Source organism: Streptomyces sp. NPDC052773, assembly GCF_044547145.1.
GTDB lineage: Bacteria > Actinomycetota > Actinomycetes > Streptomycetales > Streptomycetaceae > Streptomyces.
Window position 1 is genome coordinate 1 of record NZ_JBITZX010000006.1, and the last position, 24838, is coordinate 24838.

22 protein-coding genes are annotated in these 24838 nt (G+C 72.1%); 16 read left to right on the forward strand and 6 right to left on the reverse strand.

Going from position 1 to position 24838, the window contains the following annotated elements:
* Positions 1–130: 130 nt before the first annotated feature.
* From ACIG0D_RS15020 to ACIG0D_RS15055, 8 genes are all read left to right on the forward strand, one after another.
* Complete coding sequence (locus tag ACIG0D_RS15020; RefSeq protein WP_399800309.1) at positions 131–775, forward strand: HAD family hydrolase; 645 nt, start codon at positions 131–133, stop codon at positions 773–775.
* A 79-nt stretch (positions 776–854) separates the two neighbouring features.
* Positions 855–2066 carry an MFS transporter gene (locus ACIG0D_RS15025; RefSeq protein ID WP_399800312.1) on the forward strand — a complete coding sequence of 404 codons (1212 nt, stop codon included), beginning with the start codon at positions 855–857 and terminating at the stop codon, positions 2064–2066.
* Positions 2017–3189 (forward strand): acetoin utilization protein AcuC, encoded by a 1173-nt coding sequence (locus ACIG0D_RS15030; RefSeq protein WP_399800314.1) that lies wholly within the window; start codon positions 2017–2019, stop codon positions 3187–3189. The genes ACIG0D_RS15025 and ACIG0D_RS15030 overlap by 50 nt, the downstream gene beginning before the upstream one ends.
* 276 nt (positions 3190–3465) lie before the next feature.
* On the forward strand, positions 3466–4281 hold the full coding sequence (locus ACIG0D_RS15035; protein ID WP_399800317.1) for a phosphatase: 816 nt from the start codon (positions 3466–3468) through the stop codon (positions 4279–4281).
* A 129-nt stretch (positions 4282–4410) separates the two neighbouring features.
* The gene (locus ACIG0D_RS15040; RefSeq protein WP_166001181.1) at positions 4411–4620 is read left to right on the forward strand and encodes a helix-turn-helix domain-containing protein; all 210 of its coding nucleotides are present in this window, start codon (positions 4411–4413) and stop codon (positions 4618–4620) included.
* 154 nt (positions 4621–4774) lie between these two features.
* Positions 4775–4873, forward strand: a complete 99-nt coding sequence (locus tag ACIG0D_RS15045; protein ID WP_003948845.1) for a 30S ribosomal protein bS22 — start codon at positions 4775–4777, stop codon at positions 4871–4873.
* Positions 4874–5124: 251 nt separating this feature from the next.
* Positions 5125–6216 (forward strand): NAD-dependent epimerase/dehydratase family protein, encoded by a 1092-nt coding sequence (locus ACIG0D_RS15050; protein WP_399800320.1) that lies wholly within the window; start codon positions 5125–5127, stop codon positions 6214–6216.
* 14 nt (positions 6217–6230) lie between these two features.
* On the forward strand, positions 6231–7316 hold the full coding sequence (locus tag ACIG0D_RS15055; RefSeq protein ID WP_399800322.1) for a lysophospholipid acyltransferase family protein: 1086 nt from the start codon (positions 6231–6233) through the stop codon (positions 7314–7316).
* Positions 7317–7391: 75 nt separating this feature from the next.
* On the opposite strand, the gene ACIG0D_RS15060 is transcribed toward ACIG0D_RS15055, so the two are convergent.
* The 3 genes from ACIG0D_RS15060 to ACIG0D_RS15070 form a co-directional block, all read right to left on the reverse strand.
* The gene (locus ACIG0D_RS15060) at positions 7392–8612 is read right to left on the reverse strand and encodes a DUF5667 domain-containing protein (RefSeq protein WP_399800325.1); all 1221 of its coding nucleotides are present in this window, start codon (positions 8610–8612) and stop codon (positions 7392–7394) included.
* Positions 8613–8869: 257 nt separating this feature from the next.
* Positions 8870–9640, reverse strand: coding sequence for an ECF subfamily RNA polymerase sigma factor, BldN family (locus tag ACIG0D_RS15065; protein WP_365766204.1), 771 nt, complete (start codon positions 9638–9640; stop codon positions 8870–8872).
* 329 nt (positions 9641–9969) lie between these two features.
* Positions 9970–10887, reverse strand: a complete 918-nt coding sequence (locus ACIG0D_RS15070) for an HAD family hydrolase (protein WP_399800328.1) — start codon at positions 10885–10887, stop codon at positions 9970–9972.
* A 102-nt stretch (positions 10888–10989) separates the two neighbouring features.
* Between ACIG0D_RS15070 and ACIG0D_RS15075 the strand changes: the two genes are divergently transcribed.
* From ACIG0D_RS15075 to ACIG0D_RS15095, 5 genes are all read left to right on the forward strand, one after another.
* Positions 10990–11277, forward strand: a complete 288-nt coding sequence (locus ACIG0D_RS15075; RefSeq protein WP_365766206.1) for a glutaredoxin family protein — start codon at positions 10990–10992, stop codon at positions 11275–11277.
* Between the two features lie 189 nt (positions 11278–11466).
* Positions 11467–12228 (forward strand): redox-sensing transcriptional repressor Rex, encoded by a 762-nt coding sequence (locus ACIG0D_RS15080; RefSeq protein ID WP_399800332.1) that lies wholly within the window; start codon positions 11467–11469, stop codon positions 12226–12228.
* Positions 12225–13955, forward strand: a complete 1731-nt coding sequence (locus ACIG0D_RS15085; protein WP_399800335.1) for a glutamyl-tRNA reductase — start codon at positions 12225–12227, stop codon at positions 13953–13955. The genes ACIG0D_RS15080 and ACIG0D_RS15085 overlap by 4 nt, the downstream gene beginning before the upstream one ends.
* Positions 13952–14947 (forward strand): hydroxymethylbilane synthase, encoded by a 996-nt coding sequence (gene hemC, locus ACIG0D_RS15090; RefSeq protein WP_399800338.1) that lies wholly within the window; start codon positions 13952–13954, stop codon positions 14945–14947. The genes ACIG0D_RS15085 and hemC overlap by 4 nt, the downstream gene beginning before the upstream one ends.
* Positions 14944–16650 carry a uroporphyrinogen-III synthase gene (locus tag ACIG0D_RS15095; protein ID WP_399800339.1) on the forward strand — a complete coding sequence of 569 codons (1707 nt, stop codon included), beginning with the start codon at positions 14944–14946 and terminating at the stop codon, positions 16648–16650. Before hemC ends, ACIG0D_RS15095 begins: the two co-directional genes overlap by 4 nt.
* Positions 16651–16661: 11 nt before the next feature.
* Here ACIG0D_RS15095 and ACIG0D_RS15100 read toward each other — a convergent pair whose 3' ends face one another.
* Positions 16662–18065: an FAD-binding oxidoreductase gene (locus tag ACIG0D_RS15100; protein WP_399800342.1), complete on the reverse strand. Its 1404-nt coding sequence runs from the start codon at positions 18063–18065 to the stop codon at positions 16662–16664.
* 216 nt (positions 18066–18281) lie between these two features.
* Here ACIG0D_RS15100 and hemB point away from each other — a divergent pair, with 216 nt between their 5' ends.
* The gene (gene hemB / locus ACIG0D_RS15105; RefSeq protein WP_365766212.1) at positions 18282–19280 is read left to right on the forward strand and encodes a porphobilinogen synthase; all 999 of its coding nucleotides are present in this window, start codon (positions 18282–18284) and stop codon (positions 19278–19280) included.
* Between the two features lie 52 nt (positions 19281–19332).
* On the opposite strand, the gene ACIG0D_RS15110 is transcribed toward hemB, so the two are convergent.
* On the reverse strand, positions 19333–20049 hold the full coding sequence (locus ACIG0D_RS15110; RefSeq protein ID WP_399800345.1) for a DUF4232 domain-containing protein: 717 nt from the start codon (positions 20047–20049) through the stop codon (positions 19333–19335).
* Positions 20050–20247: 198 nt separating this feature from the next.
* Between ACIG0D_RS15110 and ACIG0D_RS15115 the strand changes: the two genes are divergently transcribed.
* Together ACIG0D_RS15115 and ACIG0D_RS15120 are read left to right on the forward strand one after the other, a co-directional pair.
* Complete coding sequence (locus tag ACIG0D_RS15115) at positions 20248–21633, forward strand: helix-turn-helix domain-containing protein (RefSeq protein ID WP_399801217.1); 1386 nt, start codon at positions 20248–20250, stop codon at positions 21631–21633.
* Between the two features lie 103 nt (positions 21634–21736).
* On the forward strand, positions 21737–22966 hold the full coding sequence (locus ACIG0D_RS15120) for a PLP-dependent aminotransferase family protein (RefSeq protein ID WP_399800348.1): 1230 nt from the start codon (positions 21737–21739) through the stop codon (positions 22964–22966).
* Positions 22967–22982: 16 nt separating this feature from the next.
* Here the strand turns inward: ACIG0D_RS15120 and argS are convergent, their stop codons facing one another.
* A complete protein-coding gene (argS, locus tag ACIG0D_RS15125; protein ID WP_399800351.1) occupies positions 22983–24752 on the reverse strand; it encodes an arginine--tRNA ligase in 1770 nt (589 codons plus the stop codon).
* Positions 24753–24838 lie beyond the last annotated feature (86 nt).

Here is a 24838-nt window from a genome sequence, read left to right on the forward strand (position 1 = left end):
AAGCTAAGCCTTACAGCGCCGATGGTACTGCAGGGGGGACCCTGTGGGAGAGTAGGACGCCGCCGAACAATTATTGAGAAAAGCCCCGTGCCATTCGGCACGGGGCTTTTCTGCGTTTAGGGTCTATCGCATGCGCTATGACTTGGTCATCTTCGACAACGACGGTGTGCTCGTCGACAGTGAGCCGATTTCCAACCGGCTTCTGGCGGCCTATCTCACCGAGCTGGGGCACCCGACGACGTACGAGGACTCCATACGGGACTACATGGGGTCCGCGATGCACCGGATTCATGATCTGATCCTGGAGCGGACCGGGCAGCGGCTGCCGGCGGACTTCGACGACGTCTTTCACACCCGGGTGTTCGCCGCCTTCGAGCGGGAGCTGAAGGCGGTGAGCGGGGTCGCCGAGGTGCTGGAGAAGCTGGCCGCGGACGGGGTGCCGTACTGTGTGGCCTCCTCGGGGAGCCATGAGCGGATCCGGGTCGGGCATCGGGTGGCAGGGCTGGAGCGGTGGTTCGACGACGGGCGGATCTTCAGTTCGCAGGACGTCGGGCGGGGGAAGCCGGCGCCGGATCTGTTTCTTCACGCGGCCGAGCGGATGGGGGTCGCGCCGGAGCGGTGTGTGGTCGTCGAGGACAGTCCGCTGGGGGTCCAGGCGGCCGTGGCCGCGGGGATGGACGTCTACGGGTTCACCGCCATGACGCCGGCCGCGAAGCTCGCGGGGGCGACCGGGTTGTTCTCCGACATGGGGGAGCTGGTCGGGCTGCTCGGCTGAGGTCGAGGTCAACTAGCTGAAGGAAATTCATCTTTGGCTGATATACCCAGCCGTACGCCTGAGCCCTACGCTCGCCGCCATGACGGATGGGCTGCGGCGCGGCAGGGCTTCGTTGGCGTTCGGATTCTTCGCTCAGGGGGTCGCCTTCGCGTTGCTCGTGACGCGGATTCCGGCGATTCAGGACCGGTACGGGGTCTCGGACGCGCTGCTGCCGGCGTTCCTGGCGGCCGTGCCGGTGCTGGCCGGGGCCGGGAGTGCGGCGACCGAGTGGCTGGTGCGGCGCGTACCGGTCAGTGCGGTGCTGCGGTGGTCCCAGCCCGTCGTGCTCCTGGCGCTGCTCGGGGTGGGGGCGGGGGAGCGGCTGGCGGAGCTGGCCGTGGCGCTCGGGGTGTTCGGGCTGGCCGTGGGGGCGCTGGACGCGTCGATGAACATGCTCGGGGTGAGTCTGCAGCGGTCGTACGGGCGGAGCATCATGCTCGGGTTTCACGCCGCGTACAGCCTGGGCGGGATTCTCGGTGCCTCGCTCGCGTGGGTGGGGGCGCACTGGGAACTGGCGCTGGTCGTGTCGTATCTGCCGGTCGTGGGGGTGTTGTTGCCGCTGTGTCTGGTGGGGAGTCGGTGGTACGTCGACGGGAGGCGGGCGCCGGTCGGCGGGGAGGGGGACGGGGGCGGCGGTGTCGTGTTCAAGGCGCTGTTGCCGTTGTGTCTGGTGATGACCTTCGCGTACATCGGGGACTCGACCGTGGCCAACTGGAGTGCGAAGTACCTCCAGGACGTGCTGGGGAGTTCCGAGCAGGTGGCGACGGTTCCGTACAACGTCTACATGGTGACCACGCTGCTGGGACGGGCCGTCGGGGACTTCGGGGTGCGGCGGTTCGGGGCCGTGGCGGTGGTGCGGGGTGGGGCGCTGGTGGCGGCGGCCGGTTTCGCGGTGGTGGCCGGGGCGCCCGGGGCGTGGGTGGGGATGCTCGGGTTCACGCTGCTGGGGCTGGGGTTGTGTGTGCTGGTGCCGCAGACGTTCGCGGCGGCGGGGCGGTTGTTCCCGGGGGCGTCGGATGCGGCGGTCGCGCGGTTGAATGTATTCAACTATGTGGGGTTTTTGATCGGTTCGCCGTTGGTGGGGGCGTTGGGGGACGCGTGGAGTTATCGCGGGGCGATGCTTGTGCCGATGGTGTTGGTCCTGGTGACGCTGGTGTACGCCCGGTCGTTCGCCGCTCAACCGGACCGATACGGTGGCGGGCATGAGCGGCCGCGCACAGCTGATGTGGGACGAGGCAGTAACGGGGTATGACTTCGGGCCGGGGCATCCGATGGATCCGGTCCGGCTGGCCCTGACCCGGCGACTGGTCTCGGCGTTCGGACTCGACCGTGAGATGGAGGTCGTGGGCGCCAAGCCGGCCGGGGAGTCGACGCTGCGGCTCGTCCATCGCGAGGACTACATCGAGGCGGTGAAGGCGGCTTCGGCGGATCCCCGGGCGGCGGACGGGGCGTACGGGATCGGGACGCTGGACGATCCGGCGTTCGCCGGGATGCACGAGGTGTCGTCGCTGATCGCCGGGTTGTCCGTGGGGGCGGCGGAGGCGGTGTGGCGGGGGGACGCGCTGCACGCGGTGAACTTCGCGGGCGGGCTGCACCACGCGATGCCGGGCGGGGCGGCGGGGTTCTGCATCTACAACGACGCGTCGCTGGCGATCGCGCGGTTGCTGGAGCTGGGGGCCGAGCGGGTCGCGTACGTGGATGTCGACGTGCATCACGGGGACGGGGTGCAGGCGGCGTTCTGGGAGGATCCGCGGGTTCTGACGATCTCGCTGCACGAGCATCCGCGGACGTTGTTCCCGCAGACCGGGTGGCCGGAGGAGACCGGGGGCGGAGTCGGGGAGGGGTCCGCGGTGAATGTGGCGTTGCCGGCGGGCACCGGGGACGCGGGGTGGCTGCGGGCGTTTCACGCGGTGGTGCCGGAGCTGATCGCGGATTTCCGGCCGCAGGTGCTGGTGACGCAGCACGGGGCGGATACGCACTTCGAGGATCCGCTGGCGCATCTGGCGGTGTCGTTGGACGCGCAGCGGGCGGTGCAGATGGTGTGCCACGGGCTGGCGCACGAGTACGCCGAGGGGCGGTGGGTCGCGCTGGGCGGGGGCGGGTACGCCGTGACGGACGTGGTGCCGCGGTCGTGGACGCATCTGGTGGGGATCGCGGCGGGGCGGGAGATCGCGCCGGAGACGGTGATTCCCGAGGGGTGGCGGCAGGAGGTGTTCGCGCGGACCCGGGAGCTGGGGCCGGTGCGGATGACCGATGGGCGGTGGCCGGTGTCCTTCCGGGGGTGGGAGGACGGGTACGACCCTGCGGATCGGTTGGACCAGGCGGTGCTGGCGGTGCGGCGGGCGGTGTTTCCGTTGCGGGGGTTGTTGGCGTAGGCGTAGGCGTACGGGTTGGGGTTGCGGGGCGCCCGGTGTGAGGACGCCTTTGGCGGGCGAGCGGGAGCGCGCCGCCGCCCGCGCGGCCCAGCCCTGCGGCCGGAGCGCGCGGCTCCCGCCACCAGGCCCCCTCGCGGAGCCCCCGCGGCTCCCGCGGTCAGGCCTCGCGGGCGGAGCCCAGCCGCCCCCGCGGGCAGCCGTCGACCAGTTACGCCAACCGCGCGGTGCTCCCTGGTTTTGCGGGCGGAGGAACGCTTCGTCCGGCAGCATCGGTGCATGGTGAGTGCCGGGGTTCTGCGGGAGCATCTGGTGGCGGCCGGGCTGGCCGGGCGGGTGGCCACGGGGCGCGAGGAGAGTCTGCGGAGTTATCGGTTGTTCGCGGCTCGGGACCCCCGGGTGCTGATCGGGGTTGATCCGGTGGGGGCATGGCGTGTGCCGGATTTGGTGGGGTTGATGGCTGAAAGGTGTGGCGTTTCTGGAGACATGAGGTGCGTTTCGGGTCCGGATCTGATCGATCCGGAGCTGACGCTTGCCGGGCTGGACGCCTTCGCGGAGCGGCTCGGGGCCGCGGCGCGCCGGCGGGCGCCGGTGCTCCTCGGGACCGGGCACCCGCATCGGCTCCTCGGGTTCTACGCCGCTTTGGCGGACGCCCTGTCGACGGCGGGATGTGCTGTCCTCACCCCGGCGAAGGGTCGCTGTGTCGACATATTGACCCGGTTCGGTCTACGCACGCACAACCTCGACTACGTACGAGGAGTCGCGCTGGTGCGGGAACCCGGCGCCTCCGGCCGCGGTTGTGCGACCGGCGCGCACACCCACTCCCCGCTCCCGGTTCGTACCGCTCTGGCCGCCGCCGCGGAGGCCGGCGGGCCCCTTCCGGAGCTGGTGATCGGGGACCACGGATGGGTCTGCGGAGCAGGTCAGCTGGGGTTTGAGGCCATTGGGCTGGCTGACACCGACGACCCCGCGCTCTTCGTGGGGCAGGCCGAGGGGTGCGTGGCCGTCGTCGTTCCGGTCGATGACGCTGTGCGGTCTGATTACTACCGGCCGCTTACCCGCTACGTACTCAATCGAGCGTGTCTGTCACAGTAGGCCGCCGATGGGTGCACCTCTTCCCCACTTGCATCACCCGCCCCTAGTCTGGGGAGTGAGCACGCAGCGACGAAGAGTCACCGGAAGGGGAAGCCGGTGGCCGTCGAGTGCGGAAGGTTCAGGTGTGTCATGGCAGCTGGCGAGAGGCCTCTGAGCGAGGTTCAGTTCCTTACCGTGGCGGAGGTCGCCGCGGTGATGCGAGTGTCGAAGATGACCGTGTACCGGCTGGTGCACAGCGGTCATCTGCCCGCGATCCGGGTCGGGAGGTCTTTCCGGGTCCCGGAGAACGCGGTTCACGAGTACCTTCGCGACAGCTACGTGGGGGTGGAATCCGCCTGACGACGGTCCGGGGGGATCAGCACAGGGCAATTTTCGATCTCCCCGGTCACCCCGATTACGACCTCAGCGCTCGGTTGGGTAGGCTAGCCCCTCGTAGGTCGTGTGGGCCCATGGCGCCCAAACACCGAGTGATGAGAAGTGAGCGAGGGTAGTCGTGGGCTCTGTTATCAAGAAGCGGCGCAAGCGGATGGCCAAGAAGAAGCACCGCAAGCTGCTCAAGCGCACGCGCGTTCAGCGTCGTAACAAGAAGTAAGGCGACGCATCGGCAACGCGCGCAGGCGTGTGTCTGTGGCCCCCCACCGGGTTCGGTGGGGGGCCGCATGCGTTTCCCGCCGGGTCCGGTCGGGGGCCGCATGCGTTCGTCGCGCGTTTTCCGTCATGTCACGCGTCAGGCGGTCGTCACAGGGCGACACCGACCCGCTAAGTTGGCCGCGAGAGGGGAACGCGGCAGGGTACGGGCAGGGACGCAGAGGACGTACGGCTGTACGAAGGAAGGCGCTGATCTTGGGCAAGGTCGTGCTCGTCACCGGAGTGGCCCGCCAGCTGGCCGGCCGGTTCGTACGGCGCATCCAGCGTGATCCGGAGGTGGACCGGGTCGTCGCCGTGGACGCGGTGCCGCCCGAGCACCATCTGGGCGGGGCCGACTTCGTCCAGGCGGACATCCGGCAGCCCGGGATCGCCCGGGTGGTCGCGGAGTCGGGCGCCGACACCGTGGTGCACATGGACGTCACCGGCACCGCGCTGGGCGGCGGCAGCCGGGCCACGGTCAAGGAGACCAACGTCATCGGGACGATGCAGCTGCTCGGTGCCTGCCAGAAGTCGCCGACGGTGCGGCGGCTGGTGGTGAAGTCGAGCACGAACGTCTACGGGTCGGCCCCGCGCGATCCGGCCGTGTTCAGCGAGACCACCCCGCCGAAGTCGCTGCCCAGCGGGGGCTTCGCCAAGGACACGGTCGAGGTCGAGGGGTACGTCCGGGGGTTCGCCCGGCGGCGGCCGGACGTCGCCGTGTGCGTGCTGCGGTTCGCGAACATCCTGGGCCCGTGCGCCGACTCGCCGCTCGCCTCCTACTTCGCGCTGCCCGTGCTGCCGACCGTGTTCGGCTACGACCCACGCCTGCAGTTCGTGCACGAGGACGACGTGATCGAGGTGCTGCGGCTGGCCTCGCACGAGCCGGCCCGGGGCACCCTGAACAGCGGCACCTTCAACATCGCCGGGGACGGAGTGCTGCTGCTGTCCCAGTGCTCGCGGCGGCTCGGGCGGCCCACGATGCCGCTGCTGCTGCCCGCGGTGACCTGGGCCGGTTCGCTGGTGCGGACCTTGGGCATGACGGACTTCTCGCCGGAGCAGATCCGGCTGCTCACCCACGGCCGGGTGGTGGACACCACCCAGATGCGCGAGACGCTGGGCTTCCGGCCGCGGTACACCACCGCCGAGACCTTCGCGGAGTTCGCCCGCGGCCACGGCCCCGGTCTGCTGCCGCCGGAGGCGCTGGCGGGCGCCGTCGACCGGCTCGCCGCCGCGCTGCCCGCCGAGCCGGGCCCGCCCCGCTCGCCGGGCCACTCCCCGAGCCAGTCCCCGACGCAGAGCGCCAACTGAGGAGCGCAGCAACGATGGCGGATGCCAAGGTCATTCCCTTCGACGACGACCGGTCCCGCGGGGGCGCCGTACAGCGGCCGTCGCGGCGGCGGGGCGCGGCCGGCCGGCGTGGGGGCGGGGAGCCGGCACGGGCGCGCGAGGCGGCCGGCCGCGAGACCGGCGAGCTCGGTGAGGTGCAGCCGCTGCCCACGCGGGCCGCGGCGCCCGAGGACGCGCCCGTGACCGGCGCGGAGCAGCCGCCGGGGCCCGGGGAGGCCGCGGGTGCTCTGGAGCGGCGGATCGCGGGCGGGCTGGCGTTTCTGCGCCGCCGGCTGACCGGGGACTACGAGGTCGACGACTTCGGCTACGACGAGGAGCTGACCGACCAGGTCCTGATGTCGCTGCTGCGGCCGGTGTACGAGAAGTACTTCCGGGTCGAGGTGAAGGGCGTCGAGAACATCCCGGCGGAGGGCGGGGCGCTGATCGTCGCGAACCACTCCGGGACGCTGCCGCTGGACGGTCTGATGATGCAGGTCGCCGTGCACGACCAGCACCCGGCGGGGCGGCATCTGCGGCTGCTCGCCGCGGACCTGGTGTTCGTGCTGCCGGTGGTCAACGAGCTGGCCCGCAAGCTGGGGCACACCCTGGCGTGCACGGAGGACGCCGAGCGGCTGCTGTCGCAGGGCGAGCTGGTCGGGGTGATGCCGGAGGGCTTCAAGGGCATCGGCAAGCCCTTCAGCGAGCGCTACAAGCTCCAGCGGTTCGGCCGGGGCGGTTTCGTCTCGACGGCGCTGCGGCAGGGCGCTCCGATCATCCCCTGCTCGATCGTCGGGGCGGAGGAGATCTACCCGATGATCGGCAACGCCAAGACCCTGGCGCGGCTGCTGGGCTTCCCGTACTTCCCGATCACGCCGACCTTCCCGTGGCTGGGCCCGCTGGGCGCGATCCCGCTGCCGACGAAGTGGACGATCCAGTTCGGGGAGCCGATCCCCACGGACGGTTATCCGCCGGAGGCGGCGGAGGACCCGATGCTGATGTTCAACCTGACGGACCAGGTGCGGGAGCAGATCCAGCACACGCTGTACAAGCTGCTGGTGCAGCGGCGGTCGGTCTTCTTCTGATCTTGCTGGTACGACGACGGGGGCGCCCTGGTGGGAGGGGGCGCCCCCGTCGTCGTACGGCCCTGCGTGGGGTCGTTACTCCGCGTCCTCGGCCTCGACTCCCAGGCCGGGCAGCAGGCCGGGGAGGAGGGGCGGGACCGTGACGTCGGGCTCGGGGGCCGGCGCCTTGGTCTCGGACGGGGAGGCCGTGCCGGTGTTCTCCGGCGGGTCGAGCAGGCCGCCGGTGTTGCCGCCGAGCAGGCCGTCGCTGTCGCTGCCGGAGTCCGCCGACTGGCTGGGCCGCCCGGCGCTGCCGGACTGGCCGGTGTCGGCGCTGCCGCTGCCGGTGCTGGGCACCGAGGAGTGGCCGGTGCCGGAGGAACCGGTGGACTCGTCGGCGTCCGGGCGCCGCTGTCCGCCGCTCGTGGTGCCGCCCGGGGCGGGGGGCTGGGGGAGCAGGGACTGGAGCGGGGCGACCTCTTGGTCTATGGCGTCGAAGACCGACGACACCTGCTCACTGACGTCGCCCAGCTGGAGCGGCAGTCTCTCGCGCAGGGCGCCCCAGGCCTCGCGGTGCGAGCGGGAGAACGCGGAGAGCGCCTGGATGGGGGCCAGCGAGTCGGGGTCGCGCTCGAAGGCCGCGCTGAGCAGCCGGTGGCCCTCCGAGGCGTCGTGGCGCATGCCGGACAGGGCGCGGCGGATCTCGCCGAGGGACTCGTGGTCGAGGTGGCCGCCGCGGCCGCGCTCGAGCAGTCGGCGGGCTTCGCTCAGGCGGGTGGAGGCCTGGTCGAGATACATCCGGCCGCGCTCGTCGTCCTCGTCGGCGAGGCCCAGTTTGAAGTCCTCGATGCCGCGTTTGAGGCCGTAGAGCGAGTCACCGGGCAGGGCGTCCGAGCTGGCAGCGGCGACTCCGCCGAAGGCCCCGGCGGCCACTCCGACACTGAGGCCGCCGGCGGTGAGGCCCTTGGCCAGCCGGGTGCGCGGCCGGAACTTTCCCAGTGGGGTCGCCCGGTGTGCGCCACGGGTGCGACGCTGTTCGGGCACCGATGGGTCCGCCTCGCCGCCCTCCTGCAGCATGGCCTCCATCGCGGCCACCAACTGGGCCCGCTGGACGACCTTGACCTCGGGGTCCAGCTCCGGTTTGGGTAGCTCGCCGAGACCGGTCGCGAGGGCCAACAGGCGGCTCTGTTCGGTGGGTTCCGCGGCATCCGGTGCCGATGCCTCGGACTGCTCGTCCGCCGTGTCACGGTCGGACTGCTCCTCCAGAGCCTGGGCGAAGGCGTTCGCCCGCCGGTGCGCCGATACGTTCGCGATCACTGGCGGCACCTCCTCTCGTCATGACGGTCGACTCCCCAGGGGGTCCTGAGGGTTGCACACCACGGCCGGATCCACACGAACGAGCGAGCGAAGACGGCCGGGGAGTGACCACAGGGAGCCTGCACCCCGCACAACGAGCGGCGCGGTACTTGGGTTACGGACGGCGGATGAGCGGACCGCGAAGTCAACGTGCTTTCACCGACGGTGAGTTGGCGGCAGCGCAGAGTGCGCGCCTGCGGGGTGCCGCGGCGGCGCGCTCAGCGGGCGTCGTCCGGGAGGAGCCGGGCGAGGGTGCGGACGGCCCGGTACTGGAGGGTCTTGATGGCGCCCTCGTTCTTGCCCATGACACGGGCGGTCTCGGCGACCGAGAGGCCCTGGAGGAAGCGGAGCGTCACGCACTCCTGCTGCTGGGGGTTGAGCCGCCGTACGGCGTCGAGGAGGGCGGCGTTGGAGAGGGACTCGAGGACGGACTCCTCGGGGGAGCGCTCGACCTCGTTGGCGTCGAGCATTTCGCCGGTGGTCACCTCGAGGCGGAAACGGCTCGACTTGAAGTGGTCGGCGACCAGGTTGCGGGCAATGGTGACCAGCCAGGCGCCGAAGTCGCGGCCCTGCCAGGTGAAGGTGCCGATGCGGCGCAGGGCGCGCAGAAAGGTCTCGCTCGTGAGGTCCTCGGCGGTGGCCTTGCCTCCCACTCGGTAATAGATGTACCGGTAGACGGTGTCGCTGTACTGGTCGTAGAGGCGGCCGAAGGCTTCGGCCTCGCCGGCCTGGGCGCGCTCCACGAGGTCCATCATCCGGGCGCTGTCGCTGTCGGCGGCCGGGCGGCGCGCGGTGGCGGCGCCGGTGTTACGTCCTCGTCTGCCGACCGCGGCGCCGCCGTCGGCCAGTGCGTAGCACGGGCCTGCGGGCGCGGCGGAGGCGAAGGCGGGGACGGCGTACGCGGTGGGGACGAAGTCGCGCAACAGTTGGTGGACCGTTGCGCGCAGCGTAGCCAGGCCCGAGGCGTCAACCCCGACGTGTGGGTACACGAGACTCCCAGAGGCAGAGCTTCCATCACGTGCAGTGCGGAACCTTTCACCCGTCGTAGCGACGGAGGGGTACCGGTTTGCGTCTGAGGAGAATAACGCTTCGTGCAGGCGCTGCTACACCCAGTTGCTCAAATCATCGATTACGTCGCTTCTGTAGCCGATTGACGCCTCATCAAGTTCCGGATAATGACAAGTTGTTGATCGGAAAGGTTCGGGTTCCGGGTGGGTCCGAGGCATGTTGTGGCCGGGTGCGGGCAGGCGTGACTGGCCGGGCGTCCGGGTGGGTACGACTGGTGGATTGGCCGCGCGTTCCGGCGTGTCGGGTGGGGTCAGCGGCGGCGGCGGTGCATGGCGATGGCCGCGGCCGTGCCGCCCGCGACCGCGCCGACGCCCGCGGCGGCCGGGATGCCGACCTTGGCGGCCTTGCGGCCGGTGCGGTAGTCGCGCAGGCGCCAGTCCATCCGGCGGGCGTGCTTGCGCAGCTTGCTGTCCGGGTTGATCGCGTAGGGGTGGCCGACCAGCGACAGCATGGGGATGTCGTTGTGCGAGTCGGAGTACGCGGCGCAGCGGGACAGGTCCAGGCCCTCCGCGGCGGCCAGGGCGCGGACCGCCTCGGCCTTCGCGGGGCCGTGCAGGGGCTCGCCGACGAGCTTGCCGGTGTAGACGCCGTCGACGGACTCCGCGACCGTGCCCAGCGCGCCGGTCAGACCGAGGCGGCGGGCGATCACCTGGGCGATCTCCACGGGCGCGGCCGTCACCAGCCACACTCGCTGGCCGGCGTCCAGGTGGGCCTGGGCCAGCGCCCGGGTGCCCGGCCAGATCCGCTCGGCCATGTACTCGTCGTAGATCTCCTCGCCGATCGAGCGGAGTTCCGCGACGCGGTGGCCTTTCACGATGGACAGCGCCGAGTCGCGGGCGTCCTGCATGTGCTCGGGGTCCTCGACGCCGGCCAGCCGGAACCAGGCCTGCTGCCAGGCGAACCGGGCCAGGTCGCGGGTCTCGAAGAACTTGCGCTTGTACAGGCCCCGCCCGAAGTGGAACAGGGCGGCGCCCTGCATCACGGTGTTGTCCAGGTCGAAGAAGGCGGCGGCCTTCTCGTCGCCGGGCACCGGGAACTGCGGTTCCCCGCCGGAGGCCCCGGCGGGCTCCGCGGACTTGCGCGCGGCCTCAGCCGAGGCCTCGCCTGCCAATACGCTGCGCGCCGTGGCGGAGCGCCTACGGCGGGTGAGCCATCCGAGAGCGGCCATGGCGTGAGCATAGCCAGTTTGTTCGGAGGTTCTGTCCGGCCGGGGCGGGAGGCCGGTGAACTCTGTGCGACCGGGCCGTCGCGCGGGCCGGGGGGCGGGAGAATGGCCGGTATGAGTCCCATCTTCCGGCGCAGGCCCGCGACCGCTCCCGAGGACCGTCTCGTCACGCTCATCCGCAAACCCGGCTGCCATCTGTGTGATGACGCACAGATCGTCATCGAGCGGGTCTGCGGGGAACTGGGCGTCCCCTGGGAGCAGAAGGACATCACACAGGACGCTGACCTGCACGATCGCTACTGGGAGCAGATCCCGGTCGTGCTCGTCGACGGGGAGCAGCACACCTTCTGGCGCGTGAACGAGGAACGGCTCCGCAAGGCGCTCACGGCTTAGGATCGATGGCTGTCAGGGTCTCGGGGGCGTGGATCGTGAGGAAGGTAATCGGTCGTGACCCCCGTCACGTTGGCCGGGCAAATCGGACACCATCTTTGTGCACGCGTTCACAAAGACATAGCCTGCTGTCGACGGGGCGGTCTGGGGACGTATGACCGCCTGCAGCCCCGCTCTACCCGCAGGAGCACCGTGGCAACTGGCCGAACTCACCGACCGGCGACCCGTAGCCGAGGGATTCCCGAGGCCACCGTCGCCCGGCTTCCGCTGTACCTCCGCGCCCTGACCGCGCTCTCCGAGCGCTCGGTGCCGACCGTCTCCTCCGAGGAGCTGGCGGCCGCGGCGGGGGTCAACTCCGCGAAGCTGCGCAAGGACTTCTCGTACCTGGGCTCCTACGGGACGCGTGGCGTGGGCTACGACGTCGAGTATCTCGTGTACCAGATCTCCCGTGAACTCGGCCTCACCCAGGACTGGCCGGTTGTGATCGTCGGTATCGGTAACCTCGGCGCCGCGCTCGCCAACTACGGCGGGTTCGCCTCCCGCGGCTTCCGGGTGGCCGCGCTGATCGACGCCGATCCCCAGCTGACCGGGAAGGCCGTCGCCGGGATCCCCGTGCAGCACACCGACGACCTGGAGAAGATCATCCAGGACAACGGCGTGTCCATCGGTGTCATCGCCACCCCCGCCGGCGCCGCCCAGCAGGTCTGCGACCGGCTCGTGGCCGCCGGGGTCACCTCCATCCTGAACTTCGCGCCGACCGTGCTGTCGGTCCCGGACGGCGTCGACGTGCGCAAGGTCGACCTCTCGATCGAACTCCAGATCCTCGCCTTCCACGAGCAGCGCAAGGCCGGCGAGGAGGCCGCGGGCGAGTCCGCCGTACCGGCCGCCGCGAACCGCGGCGACTCCGCCGACCAGGGACCCGACGGGGACATGCCCGCCGTGATGCCGGCATGAGCCTCCTCGTCGTCGGACTGAGCCACCGCAGCGCCCCGGTCAGCGTGCTGGAGCGGGCGGCGCTGAGCGCGGACGCGCAGATCAAGCTGGCGCAGGACACCGTCGCCGCCGAACCGGCCGGCGAGGCCGCCGTGCTGGCCACCTGCAACCGCATCGAGCTGTACGCCGACGTGGACAAGTTCCACGCCGGTGTCGCCGAGCTGTCCACGCTGCTCGCCCAGCACAGCGGGGTCGGACTCGACGAGCTCACTCCCTATCTCTATGTGCACTACGAGGACCGGGCCGTCCACCACCTGTTCTCGGTGGCCTGCGGACTGGACTCCATGGTCGTCGGCGAGGGCCAGATCCTCGGCCAGATCAAGGACTCCCTGGCCCGCGCCCAGGAGCTGCACACCGCCGGGCGGCTGATCAACGACCTGTTCCAGCAGGCCCTCCGGGTCGGCAAGCGCGCGCACTCCGAGACCGGCATCGACCGCGCCGGGCAGTCCCTGGTCACCTTCGGCCTGGAGCAGCTGGCCCTCGGCACGCCGGTCGAGGACTGGGCGCGCGGCAAGAAGGCGCTGGTCATCGGCGCCGGTTCGATGTCCTCGCTGGCCGCCGCGACGCTCGCGCGCGCCGGGGTCGCCGAGGTCGTCGTCGCCAACCGCACCCAGGAGCGCGCCGAGCGCCTGGCCCAGATCCTCACCGAGGGCGAGGACACGGACGTGCGGGCCCGCGCGGTACCGATGGACGCGGTGCCGGACGAGCTGACACGTGCCGACATCGCCGTCTCCTGCACCGGCGCGACCGGTCTGGTGCTCGGCGCCGAGTCGGTCGCCGCCGCGGTGCGCGGCCGTACCGGCGAGCCGGTCACCGAGGCCGCCGCCGATCGCCGTACGACGGACCAGGCGGACGCGAAGACGGCGGACGGGAAGACGGACGTACGGCCCACGCCGCTGCCGCCCACCAGTGTCGGCACCGAGGACGGCTGCCCGCTGGACCTGTCCGCGGCACCCGGGTTCTCCGTGATGGGCGAGGCCGCCGTGGCAGGGATGGACGCGGCGACGCTGGAGCAGCACGCCGCCTGGGTCGTGGGCGGCACCACCGGCCGCCGGGAGACCGCTCGGCGCGGGCCCGAGGCGGACGCGGAGCTGATCGGCGCGCTTGCCGCGACCGCCTCCGCCGTCGGCCGGATCCCGGAGCGGCGCAAGCCCGAACCCGTGGCCGCCGAGCGCCCCGAGCCCGTGCTCTTCCTGCTCGACCTCGCCATGCCCCGCGACATCGACGCCGCCGTGCACCGGCTCGCCGGAGTGCGCCTGGTCGACATCGAGTCGCTGGCGGAGGCCTCCGCCGACGCGCCGATGGCGGCCGACGTCGACCAGGTCCGCCGTATCGTTTCCGACGAGGTGGCGGCCTTCGGCGCGGCGCTGCGGGCCGCGCACATCACGCCGACCGTCGTCGCGCTGCGCACGATGGCCGCCGACGTCGTCGCCGCGGAGATCGCCCGGCTCGACGGCCGGCTGCCCGGCCTGGACGACAAGCAGCGCGGCGAGATCCGGCAGACCGTGCACCGGGTCGTCGACAAGCTGCTGCACGCCCCGACCGTGCGGGTCAAGCAGCTCGCGGCCGAGCCCGGTGGCGCCGGGTACGCGGACGCGCTGCGCACCCTGTTCGACCTCGACCCGGAGACGGTGGCCTCCGTCTCCCGCGCCGAGGACAGCACCGAGAAGAACCGAGGGCCACGATGAGTGAGAAGGCGCTGAGGCTGGGGACCAGGCGGAGCAAGCTCGCCATGGCCCAGTCCGGGCAGGTGGCGGAGGCCGTCCGCCAGGTCACCGGCCGGCCCGTCGAGCTGGTGGAGATCACCACGTACGGCGATGTCTCCCGGGAGGCGCTGGCGCAGATCGGCGGCACGGGTGTGTTCGTGACCGCGCTGCGCGACGCGCTGCTGCGGGGCGAGGTGGACTTCGCGGTGCACTCGCTGAAGGACCTGCCGACCGCGCAGCCCGAGGAGCTGGTGCTGGCGGCCGTGCCGGTGCGCGAGGACCCGCGCGACGTGATCGTCGCCAAGGACGCGCTGAAGCTCACCGACCTGCCGCGCGGCGCGCGCATCGGCACCGGTTCGCCGCGCCGCATGGCGCAGCTGAACGCGTACGCCCGCGCCCACGGACTCGACATCGAGTGCGTGGCGATCCGCGGCAACGTCGACACCCGGATCGGATACGTCCGAAACGGTGAGCTGGATGCCGTGGTCCTGGCCGCCGCCGGACTGAACCGGATCGGCCGCAGCGAGGAAGTGACCGACTTCCTGTCGGTCGACACTGTTTTGCCCGCCCCCGGCCAGGGGGCCCTGGCGATCGAGTGCACCGCGGACAACGCGGACCTGATCGCCGCGCTCGGCGAGCTCGACGACCCCTTCACCCGGGCCGCCGTCACCGCCGAGCGGTCACTGCTCGCCGCCCTGGAGGCCGGTTGCAGCGCCCCCGTGGGCGCGCTGGCCGACCTTCCCCCACTCTCGGCTCCGCTCGAGCGGGGGGACCCCCAGGCCGACGGGCAGATTGTCAAGGAAATGCGCCTGCGCGGCGTCGTCGGCACGACCGACGGTTCCACGCTGGTGCAGCTGTCCACCACCGGTCCCGTGCCCCAGACGCACGACCAGGCAGTGGCGCTCGGCCGCGAACTCGCCGCCGAGATGCTCGCCCAGGGCGCGGCCGGTCTGATGGGGGAGCGAGCACAGTGAGCCCCACCACCCTTCCCGCCGGTCCGGAACACGGGCACGTCACCTTCCTGGGTGCCGGACCCGGAGATCCGGGACTGCTGACACTGCGCGCCGTCGAGGCGCTGGCGAACGCGGACGTCCTCGTCGCCGAGCACCAGGTGCTCGACGTCGTGCGCGTCCACGCCAAGCCGGGCGTCGCCGTGGTGAACACGGACCCGGATCCTTCCTCGGACCGGCATCCGGGCACAGGCACGCCTCAGCTGACGGTTGTTGACGGCACGTCAACAACCGTTGCGGCCCCCGCAGAACGGGATGCCGCACATCTTGTCATGGAGGCCGCGCGGGGCGGCAGGCGGGTCGTGCGTGCGGTGTCCGGCGACCCCGGACTCGACGCGTACGCCGCCGAGGAGATGCTCGCCTGCGCCGCCGCCGGGGTGCCCTTCGAGGTCGTGCCCGGTGTCGCCGCCGCCGTCGGCGTGCCCGCGTACGCCGGTGTGCCGCTGCGCGACGCCGAGGGCGCCGACGTGCGGTTCGTCGACGCGCGCACGGCGTCCGACCGGTGCTGGACGGAGGTCGGGGCGTCGGACGGGACGGTCGTCGTGTCGACGACGCTCGACTCCGTGGCGGCGGCCGCGGGGGAACTGGTCGCCGCCGGCCGCAAGCCGGACACCCCGATGACCGTCACCGTCGCCGGGACGACCACCCGGCAGCGGACCTGGACGGCCACCCTCGGCACCATCGCCCAGACGCTGAAGCAGGCCAAGGTGCTGCCCTCGCCCGAGGGCGGGCAGCCGGTGATAGCCGTGGTCGGTGAGCGTTCCGCCGCCGCCCGGCGCGACCAGCTGTCGTGGTTCGAGTCCAAGCCGCTGTTCGGCTGGAAGGTGCTCGTGCCGCGTACGAAGGAGCAGGCGGCGTCGCTCTCCGACCAGCTGCGGTCCTACGGTGCCGTGCCGCACGAGGTGCCGACCATCGCCGTCGAGCCGCCGCGCACGCCCCAGCAGATGGAGCGCGCGGTCAAGGGCCTGGTCACCGGCCGCTACGAGTGGATCGCCTTCACCTCGGTCAACGCGGTCAGGGCCGTCCGTGAGAAGTTCGAGGAGTACGGCCTCGACGCCCGCGCCTTCGCCGGGATCAAGGTCGCCGCGGTGGGCGAGCAGACCGCAAAGGCGCTGATCGCCTTCGGCGTGAAGCCCGACCTGGTGCCCAGCGGCGAGCAGTCCGCGGCCGGGCTGCTGGAGGACTGGCCGCCGTACGACCCCGTCTTCGACCCGATCGACCGCGTCTTCCTGCCGCGCGCCGACATCGCCACCGAGACCCTGGTCGCCGGCCTCATCGAGCTGGGCTGGGAGGTCGACGACGTCACCGCCTACCGGACCGTGCGCGCCTCGCCGCCGCCGGCCGAGACCCGCGAGGCGATCAAGGGCGGTGGCTTCGACGCCGTGCTGTTCACCTCGTCGTCGACCGTGCGGAACCTCGTCGGCATCGCCGGCAAGCCGCACAACGTCACCGTGATCGCCTGCATCGGCCCCGCCACGGCGAAGACCGCCGAGGAGCACGGCCTGCGGGTCGACGTGATGGCGCCCGAGCCGTCCGTGCACAAGCTGGCGGAGGCGCTGGCCGACTTCGGCATGAAGCGCCGGCTGGCGGCGCTGGAGGCCGGCGACCCGGTGACGCGGCCGAGCGAGCGGCGTCCGGGGGCGCGCAGGCGTCGTACGACGACGTAGCCCGGGACCCCCTAGCCGCGCGTGAGGATGTTGATCGCGTGGCCGAAGCGGAGCAGGTCGTGGGGGTCGTACGTCGTCTTCGCCCGGCGGAGGCGGTCGTAGACCTCCGGGGTCCAGGCGCGGGCGCGGTCGGCCTCGTCGCCCGGTGTGCCGTGGATGTTGACCATGGTGTGTCCGGTGCCGTACGGGGCCATCGCGGACTGGATCGCGGCGGTGGCCGATTCGACGGCCTCCGCCGCCTCCGGGCTGATCAGGACGCCCACGGTCTCCAGGAAGAAGTCGGAGTCGCGGGCGCAGATCGCGTCCTCGAACGCCGAGGGGCGGGCCAGCGCGCCGCCCATGTGCCGTAGCTCCACCATCAGCAGCGGGTAGTCCGGGGGTGCCGCCGGGCCGCAGGCCTGGAGGAACGTGGTGATCGCGTCGTCGGTCATCGCGTGCAGCAGGGCGCAGGACTCGCGGGCCGGGAGCGGCATCGCCGGCTCCATGTGGACGGCGTCGATCTCCGTGTACGGGATGACGGAGACCGTGTCGACCGTCACCGGGGCCGCCGCGCGCAGCGGCGCGATGAGCCGTTCGCCCTCCTCCGGGGCTCCCGGCCAGGCGATCGCCACGCGTGCCCAGAAGCCGCCCCGCAGGGGCTCCGGGATGTCCGGGAGCGGGGGCAGACGCAGCACGGTGTACGCGCTGCACATCTCGTCCGGGACCGTGGTGGTCCAGTCGACCCAGGCGCGCAGCAGGGGCTCGGCGTGTTCGCCGGGGCAGTAGATGCCGCCGCCGAGGATGTGGGAGAGGGGCAGCAGCTCGGTGACCATCTGGGTCACCACGCCCACGTTGCCCTTGCCGCCGCGCAGCGCCCAGAACAGTTCCGGTTCCTCCTCCGGGCTCGCCGTGCGGAGGATGCCGTCCGCCGTGACGACCTGCAAGGAGCGGACCAGGTCGGCGGCGTAGCCGTAGGCCCGGCCGAGGACGGGGAGGCCGCCGCCGACCGTGTAGCCGACCGCGCCCGCGTCGGTGGAGGTGCCGGTGAGGGCGGCGAGGCCGTGCGGGGCGGCGGCCTCCAGGACGTTCCTCCACTTGGCGCCCGGGGCGATCGTCGCCGTGCGGGTCGTCTCGTCGACGTGTACGTCCGTCAGGCGGGCCGTGTTGATCAACAGGCCGCTGTCGACGGGTGAGTTGGCGCCGTGGCCGGTGGCCTGGACGGCGACGGGGGTGCGGGTCGCGGCGGCCCAGCGCATCGCGGCGACGATGTCGCCGGTGCCGGTGGCCCCTACGACCACCTCAGGGCTGTGCCGGACGGCCAGGTTGAAGCCGGCGAGTTCGGCGGCGTAGCCGTTGTCCGTGGGGCGCAGGACGGGGCCTTGGATCTCGGAGAGGGAGAAGAGGTCGGGGGTGCCGGTGGGGTGGGGCGCAGTCATGTGGGGCTCCGCGGGCTCCGGGGTGGGGGTGGGCTTCGCGGAGGACGGCGGCGGGGGTCTGTCGGGGCCGTCGGGGTCCTGGGCGTGCGTGGTGCTGTTGTCTTCAGGATGGACCCCGGGGGGTGGGGGGCGCATGCGGGGGTGGGGGTCCGCGGGTGCCGTCGCGCCGACTACGCGTCGGTAAAGGCGGTGCCGGGGCGGGCGTAGCGTAGGCGTATGACGAAGTACGGATCCTTCCCCGGGACGCGTCCGCGTCGGCTGCGTACGAGCCCCGTCATGCGGCGCATGGTCGCCGAGACCCGGCTGCACCCGGCGGACTTCATCCTGCCCGCGTTCGTGCGGGAGGGCGTGAGCGAGCCGGTGCCGATCGCCGCGATGCCGGGGGTCGTTCAGCACACGCGGGACAGTCTCAAGAAGGCCGCCGCGGAGGCGGTGGAGGCCGGGGTCTCCGGGATCATGCTGTTCGGTGTGCCGGAGGAGTCGAAGAAGGACGCCCAGGGCACGCCCGGGACCGACCCCGACGGGATTCTCCAGGTCGCCATCCGGGACGTGCGCGCCGAGGTCGGGGACGACCTGCTCGTCATGTCGGACCTGTGTCTCGACGAGACGACCGACCACGGGCACTGCGGCGTGCTCGACGAGCACGGCCGCGTCGACAACGACGCCACGCTGGAGCGGTACGCCGAGATGGCGCAGGTCCAGGCCGACGCCGGCGCCCATGTCGTCGGGCCCAGCGGGATGATGGACGGGCAGATCGGCGTCGTCCGTGACGCCCTCGACCAGATCGGGCGCGAGGACGTCGCCATCCTCGCCTACACCGCGAAGTACGCCTCCGCCTTCTACGGGCCGTTCCGGGAGGCCGTCGCCTCCTCGCTCCAGGGTGACCGCAAGACCTACCAGCAGGACCCGGCCAATGTGCGCGAGTCGCTGCGCGAGCTGGCCCTCGACCTGGAGGAGGGGGCGGACATGGTGATGGTCAAGCCCGCCGGCCCCTACCTCGACATCCTCGCCCGGGTCGCCGACGCCGTGGACGTGCCGGTCGCCGCCTACCAGATCTCCGGCGAGTACTCGATGGTCGAGGCCGCCGCCGAGAAGGGCTGGATCGACCGGGACCGGGCCATCCTGGAGACGCTGACCGGCATCAAGCGGGCCGGCGCGCGGAACATCCTCACCTACTGGGCGACCGAGGCCGCCCGGAAGCTGGGCCGGGACTAGCCGGGACTAGCCGGGACTGGCCGGCACTGGTCAGGGATGGTCGGTTCCCGGACTAGTTCAGCGCGTCCTCCATGGAGGACTGCCAGTACGTCACCGACAGCGAGCTGTCGTAGTAGACGCCCTCGGAAGGGAGCGGCGGGGTCGCCGAGGCCCCGCCGTTGCTGTTGGGCGTGCCGCCCTGGAAGGAGACGGTCAGCTTGCGGCCGGTCGTGCCGCCGTCGCCGCTGCCGTCCGCCGAGGCGAGCAGGACGCCCGCGTAGCCGGACTCACCCGGGGCGAGCGTGGGCACCGCCTGCGGCTTCGTCTCCGGCCGGGCCTGCGGCACCCACTGCATCTCGTCGAAGCGGAGCACCGGGTAGTACATGAGGTTGCACGGCCCCGAGCCGGTGTTGGTGACGGTGAGCAGCATGTGGTTCAGCGGGCGGGGCACGGGCTGTGCGGTGACCTTGGTGTTGGAGCCGTTGCAGACGGTGCGCACCGGTCCTTCGTCGGAGCCGGAGCCGGCCGACCGTCCCGGGTCCGCCGATTCCGGGGCGTTCCGCGTCGGTTCGGGAGCCTCCCCGGTTCCTTCCGGGGCGCCCGACGGCCGAGCCTTCGTCGGCGTCGCACTCGGCGTGGCGGTGCTCGGCGCGGTCGCGGACGGCGTGGTGGACGCTGACGGCTTGCTCTCCACCCGCGCTCCCGTTCCGTCCTCGCAGGCGGTGAGCGCGAGGGCGGTGACGGCGATGCCGGTGGCGGCGAGCAGGCGGGTACGGCGGAACACGCGCATGGCTGAATCCTTCGTTCGAACAGGAGTTGAGGGCCGCCGCTCGACCGTCCGGCGGGAGCGGCGTGCTTGGATGAGAAGAGCCTGCGGTGTGTTCCGTCCCGGCTGCCAGACCTGGCGGGGGAAACGGGACGCTGGAACGCCCGCAGCCGCTTGACCTGGGGGAACAGCCACCGGCTGGAATGCCGGAACGGGACACGGATACGGGGGCGGACAACGGTGTCGGAGGATTTCGCCGCGCTGCTGCGGGAGTTGAAGGAACGCTCAGGGCTCAGTTACGGGGTGCTCGCCCGGAGGCTCCACATGAGTACGTCGACGCTGCACCGCTACTGCAACGGGGACGCCGTACCGGCCGAGTACGCGCCCGTCGAGCGGCTGGCGCGGCTGTGCAAGGCGTCGCCGCAGGAGCTGGTGGAGCTGCATCGGCGGTGGGTGCTGGCGGACGCGGGGCGCGGGCAGCGCAGGGCGGCTCCCGGTCAGGCGCCGCGGGCGGGCGAGGCGGCGGTGGAACGGGTGCCGGAGGTGGTGCCCGAGGCGGTGCCGGAGGTAGCGCCGGACGCGGTGGTGCCGGACGCGGTGGTGCCGGACGCGGTGGCCGAGGGGGCGCCCGAGGGGGCGACCGAGCCCTCGGGGCGACCCTTCCGCCGGCGGCGGGCCGCGCTCCTCGCCGGTGCCCTCGCCGTCGTCGGAGCTGTGGCGCTCGCGGTGAGCCTGCCTTCCGGGGGCCATGGGTCGCCCGGGGCGACGGACGCGCGCGGACCCGTCGGCGTGGCCTCGCCCGGCGGCGGGCAGCGGGCATCCGCGCACGCGTCGGCGTCCCTCCCGCCGTCCACGTCGGGAGCGCCGGAGGAGAGGCAGCGGAAACAGGAGAAGCAAGGGGAGAAGGGGAAGGGCGGAACCGGCTCCTCCGCCGGGAGCACCGCCGTCCCCTCCGCGAGCCCCCGTTCCGCGCCCCCGAGGCGCGGCGAGTCCGCCTCCGCCCCGGTGCCGCTGACCGTCACGACCCGCCCGTACGCCTGGGAGAGCCCCTGCTCCCAGCACTATCTGATCGACAGCCCACCGGACGAGGTGCCTCCGCCGCCGGTGGAGCAGGACGCGCCGGCCTGGGTGGCCGCGGAGCGGGCGGTGTCGGCGGGCGAGCAGTACGTGACGCTCACCGTGCAGGGCACCGGTCAGGAGACGGTCGTCGTGGAGGATCTCGCGGTGCGGGTGGTGGGCCGGGGCGCGCCGCTGCCCTGGAACGACTACGCGATGGGCGTCGGCTGCGGCGGCGACGTGCCCACCCGGCCGTTCACCATCGCGCTGGACGCGGCGCGGCCGACGGTGAAGGCGGCGGCGGGCGGCCGGGACTTCCCGTTCAAGGTGAGCGAGTCCGACCCGGAGGTCTTCCACATCACGGCCGACGCCTCGGCGTACGACGTGCGCTGGTACCTGGAGCTGACCTGGTCCAGCGGCTCCCGTGGCGGCACCCTGCTGATCGGCGACGGGGACAAGCCGCTGCGCACCAGCGGCAACAACGGCCGTCCCGCGTACGACTTCCCGCTGGGCGGCTCCGGATGGAGCGAGGCGATGGTGGACGCCGGGTAGGTGTCCGCATCGCGAAAACACAGGTGTAGACGGCAGCTATCTCTCTAGGGTGCGGCACAGACGGAACCGAACCATCGTCCCGACGCACCCTAGGAGCCGCACCGTGACCCTGGCCGCCGAGTCAGCGCCCATCGCGTCCACCCCCGCCCCCGCGCCCGTCCCGCCGCTCGCCGCCCGGGTGAGCGCGATCGGCGGGTCGCCGGTCCGGGACATCCTGGCCGTCACCGCCCGCCCCGAGGTGATCAACTTCGCGGGCGGGCTGCCGGCACCGGAGCTGTTCGACGCGGAGGGCGTCGCGGCGGCCTTCCGGGACGTCCTCGCCGAGGCGCCCGCGCACGCGCTGCAGTACTCCACGACCGAGGGCGAACCGGCGCTGCGGGCCGCGCTCGCCGCCCGGACCACCGCGCGCGGACTTCCCACCGACGCCGACGACCTGCTCGTCACCACCGGATCGCAGCAGGCGCTGTCCCTCCTCGCGACCGCGCTGCTGGAACCCGGGGACACCGTGCTCGTCGAGAACCCCTGCTACCTGGCGGCACTTCAGGCCTTCGGGTTCGCGGGCGCGCGGATCGTGCCCGTGCCCGGCGACGCGGACGGGATGGACCCGGCCGCGCTGGCGGAACTGGTCGTCCGGGAGCGGCCCAAGCTGCTCTACACCGTCCCCACCTTCCAGAACCCGACCGGCCGCACCCTGCCCGCCGACCGCCGCGCCGCGATCGCCGCGGTCGCCGCCCGGCACGGCCTGTGGATCGTCGAGGACGACCCGTACGGCGAGCTGCGGTTCGAGGGGGAGCGGGTGCCGTGGATCGCCTCCCACGACGACGCGCGGGACCGGACCGTGCTGCTCGGCTCCTTCTCCAAGGTGATGGCGCCGGGCCTGCGGATCGGCTGGCTGCGGGCGCCCGCCGCGCTGCGCCGGGCCTGCGCGGTCGCCAAGCAGAGCGCCGATCTGCACACCCCGACCGTGAACCAGCTCGCCGCGGCCCGCTACCTGGCCGACCGCGACCTCGACGCCCATGTGGCGCGCGTGGCCCGCGTCTACGGCGAGCGCCGCGACGCGATGCTCGCCGGGCTGCCGGACGCCCTGCCCGACGGCTCGACCTGGACCCGCCCCGACGGCGGCATGTTCCTCTGGGCGCGGCTGCCGGAGCCGTACGACACCACCGCCCTGCTGCCGAGGGTCGTGCGCGAGGACGTCGCCTACGTCCCCGGCGCCCCCTTCCACGCCGGCGAGCCCGACCGCTCCACCCTGCGGCTGTGCTTCGTCACCCAGACGCCGGAGGAGATCGCGGAGGGGCTGCGCAGGCTGGCGCGGGGGCTCGGAGCGGCGTAGGACCGCCCGCGGGGCGTTACAGGCGCTCGGGCGTGCGGATGCCCAGCAGGGCCATGCCCCGGTGCAGGGTGCGGGCCGTGAGGTCGCACAGGAAGAGACGGTTCTCGACCTGCTCCGGCGACTCGGCCTTCAGCACCGGGCACTTGTCGTAGAACGAGGTGTAGAGGGAGGCGAGCTGGTAGAGGTACGCGGCCAGCTTGTGCGGGGCGTACTCCCTCGCCGCCTCGTCCACCGTCTCCGCGAACGCGTCCAGGTGCAGGCCGAGCGCCCGCTCCGCCGCGTGCAGCTCCAGCTCCGGGCGGGCGGCGGGGCGGACCTCGCCGGCCTTGCGGAGGATGGACTGGATACGGGCGTACGCGTACTGGAGGTAGACGGACGTGTCGCCGTTCAGCGAGACCATCTGGTCCAGGTCGAACTTGTAGTCCCGGTTCGCCGACGTCGACAGGTCCGCGTACTTCACCGCGCCGATGCCGACCTGGGCGCCCCGCTCGGCGATCTCCTCCTCGGACAGGTCCTGCGCCTTCTCCCGTACGACGGCACAGGCGCGGTCGATCGCCTCGTCGAGGAGGTCGACCAGTCGGACCGTCTCGCCCTCACGGGTCTTGAACGGCTTGCCGTCCTTGCCGAGGACCGTGCCGAAGGCCAGCTGGTACGCCTTCACGTCGTCGTTCAGCCAGCCGGCCCGGCGGGCGGTCTCGAAGACCATCTTGAAGTGCAGGGACTGGCGGGCGTCGACGACGTAGACCAGCGAGGTCGCCTTCAGGTTGAAGACGCGGTCGCGGATCGCGGACAGGTCGGTCGCCGCGTAGCCGTAGCCGCCGTCCGACTTCTGGACGATCAGCGGGACCGGCTTGCCGTCCGGGCCCTTGACGTCGTCGAAGAAGACGCAGAGCGCGCCCTCCGAGCGGACGGCCACCCCCGACTCCTCCAGGAGCCGGCAGGTCTCCGCGAGCATGTCGTTGTAGCCGGACTCGCCGACGATGTCGGGGTCGCGGATCTCCATGTCCAGCTTGTCGAAGACGGAGAAGAAGTAGATCTTCGACTCGTCGACGAACTTCTGCCACATGGCGAGCGTGTGCGGGTCCCCGGCCTGGAGGTCGACCACCCGGCGCCGGGCACGCGTCTTGAACTCCTCGTCGGAGTCGAACTTCTTGCGCGCGGCCTTGTAGAGGCGGTCCAGGTTGGACATCGCCTCCTCGCCGGAGACCTCCTCGTCGGCCTTGTGGTCCAGCTCGTGCGGGTGCTCGTCCAGGTACTGGATCAGCATGCCGAACTGGGTGCCCCAGTCGCCGATGTGGTGGCGGCGCACCACGTTCTCGCCGGTGAACTCCAGGAGCTGGACGACCGAGTCGCCGATCACCGCGGAGCGCAGGTGACCGACGTGCATCTCCTTCGCCACGTTCGGCTGGGCGTAGTCGACGACCGTGGTGCCCGGGTTCGCGGCGGCCGGGATGCCGAGGCGACCCGTCTCGTCCGCGTACCGCGCGGCCAGGTTCCGGGTGATCGCCCGGTCCGCGATCGTGATGTTGAGGAAGCCGGGGCCGGAGACCTCGACGTCCTTGATCAGCTCGTCACCCGTGGTCACCCGGGAGACGACCTGCGTCGCCAGCTCCCGCGGGTTCGCCTTCGCCTTCTTGGCCAGCGCGAGGATGCCGTTGGCCTGGAAGTCGGCCCGGTCGCTTCGTCGCAGCAGCGGGTCGACCCCGTCGGCTTCCGGCAGGGCGGAAGCGAGGGCGTCGGCGAGGTGCTGCTGGACGGAGTCGCTGAGGGACGTGACCGAGGCCATAGGTGGGGTGCCGTTCTCCTCGTGGGGATGGATAGACAGGGTCAGTATCCCATGGGGGGTAAAGCGGATTTTGCGGCTACGGGGGT

Coding starts and splice junctions, on each gene's coding strand:
- ACIG0D_RS15040 (WP_166001181.1), top strand. CDS start 4,411: ATGGCAGCTGGCGAGAGGCCTCTGAGCGAGGTTCAGTTCCTTACCGTG.
- ACIG0D_RS15100 (WP_399800342.1), bottom strand. CDS start 18,065: ATGACTGCGCCCCACCCCACCGGCACCCCCGACCTCTTCTCCCTCTCC.
- hemC (WP_399800338.1), top strand. CDS start 13,952: ATGAGTGAGAAGGCGCTGAGGCTGGGGACCAGGCGGAGCAAGCTCGCC.
- hemB (WP_365766212.1), top strand. CDS start 18,282: ATGACGAAGTACGGATCCTTCCCCGGGACGCGTCCGCGTCGGCTGCGT.
- ACIG0D_RS15020 (WP_399800309.1), top strand. CDS start 131: ATGCGCTATGACTTGGTCATCTTCGACAACGACGGTGTGCTCGTCGAC.
- ACIG0D_RS15035 (WP_399800317.1), top strand. CDS start 3,466: ATGGTGAGTGCCGGGGTTCTGCGGGAGCATCTGGTGGCGGCCGGGCTG.
- ACIG0D_RS15085 (WP_399800335.1), top strand. CDS start 12,225: ATGAGCCTCCTCGTCGTCGGACTGAGCCACCGCAGCGCCCCGGTCAGC.
- ACIG0D_RS15110 (WP_399800345.1), bottom strand. CDS start 20,049: ATGCGCGTGTTCCGCCGTACCCGCCTGCTCGCCGCCACCGGCATCGCC.
- ACIG0D_RS15030 (WP_399800314.1), top strand. CDS start 2,017: ATGAGCGGCCGCGCACAGCTGATGTGGGACGAGGCAGTAACGGGGTAT.
- ACIG0D_RS15025 (WP_399800312.1), top strand. CDS start 855: ATGACGGATGGGCTGCGGCGCGGCAGGGCTTCGTTGGCGTTCGGATTC.
- argS (WP_399800351.1), bottom strand. CDS start 24,752: ATGGCCTCGGTCACGTCCCTCAGCGACTCCGTCCAGCAGCACCTCGCC.
- ACIG0D_RS15075 (WP_365766206.1), top strand. CDS start 10,990: ATGGCCGGTATGAGTCCCATCTTCCGGCGCAGGCCCGCGACCGCTCCC.
- ACIG0D_RS15055 (WP_399800322.1), top strand. CDS start 6,231: ATGGCGGATGCCAAGGTCATTCCCTTCGACGACGACCGGTCCCGCGGG.
- ACIG0D_RS15070 (WP_399800328.1), bottom strand. CDS start 10,887: ATGGCCGCTCTCGGATGGCTCACCCGCCGTAGGCGCTCCGCCACGGCG.